At 68.1% G+C, this 2,675-nt stretch carries 1 protein-coding gene and 2 pseudogenes; all 3 read left to right on the forward strand.

Annotated features, from left to right (window positions below; genetic code table 11):
* A pseudogene (locus tag WA965_RS25240) lies at positions 1-765 on the forward strand (amino acid adenylation protein); the annotation flags it as partial.
* Positions 762-2,108: a M1 family metallopeptidase gene (locus tag WA965_RS25245; RefSeq protein WP_526295060.1), complete on the forward strand. Its 1,347-nt coding sequence runs from the start codon at positions 762-764 to the stop codon at positions 2,106-2,108. The pseudogene WA965_RS25240 and the gene WA965_RS25245, both read left to right, overlap by 4 nt.
* Positions 2,105-2,675 (forward strand): annotated as a pseudogene (locus WA965_RS25250) (hypothetical protein); the annotation flags it as partial. The gene WA965_RS25245 and the pseudogene WA965_RS25250, both read left to right, overlap by 4 nt.

Here is a 2,675-nt window from a genome sequence, read left to right on the forward strand (position 1 = left end):
GCCGACGCGCTGCGCACGTTCCACCCGACGCCGCGGCTGAAGGCGTTGCGCGCCACGGTCGAGACCTTCCGGTTCGTCCCCGTGGTGGTGACGTTCGCGATCGGTGTCGCAGTGCTGCTGGCGCTGCAGTCCTCGGTGGTGACGATCGGCTGGGGGTGGGCGGCGTTGCTCGCCGGGCTGGCCCTGCTGGCTGCGGGGGCGGTGGCCGGGGCTGTCGCGGTGATCGCCAAATGGCTTGTCGTGGGGCGGATCACCGCGGTCGAGCATCCACTGTGGTCACCGTTCGTCTGGCGCAACGAGGTGTCGGACACATTCGTCGAAACCGTCGCCGCGCTGTGGTTCGCCCGCGCCGCCGCGGGTACCCCCGTGATGAATCTCTGGCTGCGGGGGCTGGGCGCGACGATCGGACGTGGTGTGTGGTGTGAGACGTACTGGCTTCCCGAGGCGGATCTCGTCACGCTTGAGGACAGCGCCACCGTCAACCGCGGGTGCGTCGTGCAGACCCACCTGTTCCACGACCGCATCATGCGGATGGACACCGTGGTCCTCGAAAAGGGCGCCACCCTGGGACCGCACTGCGTCGCACTGCCCGCGGCCCGAATCGGCGCCGGGGCCACCATCGGACCTGCGTCGCTGGTCATGCGTGGTGACGAGGTGCCGCCGTCGACGCGGTGGCAGGGCAACCCGATCGCAGCCTGGAATCCGCCCCGCAAGAAGCAGGCGGACGCGTCGAACCCCAAGCCCAAGAAGCCCGCGGTCGCGTGACGGGACGCAAACGGGTCGCCAAGAAGAGCGGGCCCCCGGTCATCGACCCGTACCTGCCCGAGGCGGGCAATTTCGGCTACCGGGTGTCCCGCTACGAACTCGAACTCGAATACAAGGTCGCGATCAACCGACTCGCCGGATCGGCCACCATCACCGCCGTCACCCTGGCCGAACTGAAGACCTTCACCCTCGACCTGTCGAATGCTCTGGCGGTGTCGAAGGTGACGGTGAACGGCAAGCGGCCCTCGCAGTTCCGAAGCCAGGCAGGCAAGCTGCACATCACCCTCGGTGAGCGGTTGCCGGCCGGCGCCGCGATGACCGTGACTGTGCGCTACGGCGGCACCCCCCGACCCATTCGATCCCATTGGGGTGCGGTCGGTTTCGAGGAACTCACCGAAGGCGCACTCGTCGCCGGGCAGCCCAACGGCGCGGCGTCCTGGTTCCCCTGTGATGACCATCCCAGCGCCAAGGCCAGCTTCCGCATCCAGATCAGCACGGAGACTGTGTATTTCGCCGTAGCCAACGGCAAGCTGCTGTCCCGCCGGGCACGCGCCGGAATGACCACCTGGATCTACGAGCAGGCCGAACCCACCTCGACCTACCTGGTCACCCTGCAGATCGGCGTGTACGAACGCCACCGGATGTCGAAGAACGGCGTCGAGATCTTCTCGGTGCTGCCCGACCGGCTGCGCGCCGACTTCGACCACGACTTCGGCCGCCAACCCGAGATGATGAAACTGTTCGAGAAACTGTTCGGACCCTATCCGCTGGCGACGGGCTACACCGTGGTGGTGACCGACGATGACCTGGAGATCCCGCTCGAGGCGCAGGGTATCTCCATCTTCGGCGCCAATCACTGTGGTGGACAGCGCAGTTCGGAGCGTCTGATCGCCCACGAGTTGGCCCACCAGTGGTTCGGGAACTCGGTCACCGCGCAACGCTGGCGCCACATCTGGTTACACGAGGGCTTCGCGTGCTACGCCGAGTGGCTGTGGTCCGAACACTGCGGCGAGCGCACCGCGCATCAGTGGGCACTGCACTATCACCAGCGGCTGAGAAACTCTGCGCAGAACCTGGTGCTCGCCGACCCCGGGCCGCGCGACATGTTCGACGACCGGGTGTACAAGCGCGGCGCACTCACCCTGCACGCGCTGCGCACGCGCATCGGTGACACCAGTTTCTTTGCGCTGCTGCAGGACTGGACGACACGCTACCGGCACGGCACGGCGGTGACCGACGACTTCACCGGCATGGCCGCGCACTATGCCGAGGATTCGCTGCGTCCACTGTGGGATGCGTGGCTGTACTCATCGAAAGTTCCGTCGCTGGACGTGTGGGCGTGACCGACGCGACTGCCGCGCCTTCGGGGGCGGTGACCCGCAGCAGCATGGTCCGGGTCGGGGCGGCGACGGCACTGACCGCACTGTGCGGCTACGCGGTGCTCTACCTGGCCGCACGCGATCTCGAGCCGGCCGGCTTCTCGGTGTTCGGGGTGTTCTGGGGCGCCTTCGGGCTCGCCAGCGGAGCCGCATTCGGGTTGCTCCAGGAGACGACGCGCGAAGTCCGCTCCGCAACGCACACCGAGCCCACAGGTGAGCGCACCCACCCGATCCGGGTGGGGGCCGCGATCGGGCTGACGGCCGCAGCGTTGATCGCCGCGACCTCTCCGCTGTGGTCGGCGCATGTCTTCGTCGAAGACCGGCTGCTCAGCGTCGCGCTGCTGAGCGTCGGGTTGGCCGGGTTCTGTCTGCACACCACGCTGCTCGGCGCCCTCGCCGGGGTCAACCGCTGGTCCCAGTACGGCGCATTGATGGTCACCGACGCGGTGCTGCGGGTCGCGGTGGCTGCGGCCACCTTCGTCGTGGGTTGGGGGCTCGGCGGGTATCTGTGGGCCACCGTCGCAGGCGCGA

The organism is Mycobacterium sp., assembly GCF_049683935.1.
In the GTDB taxonomy this organism is placed as follows: Bacteria; Actinomycetota; Actinomycetes; order Mycobacteriales; family Mycobacteriaceae; genus Mycobacterium.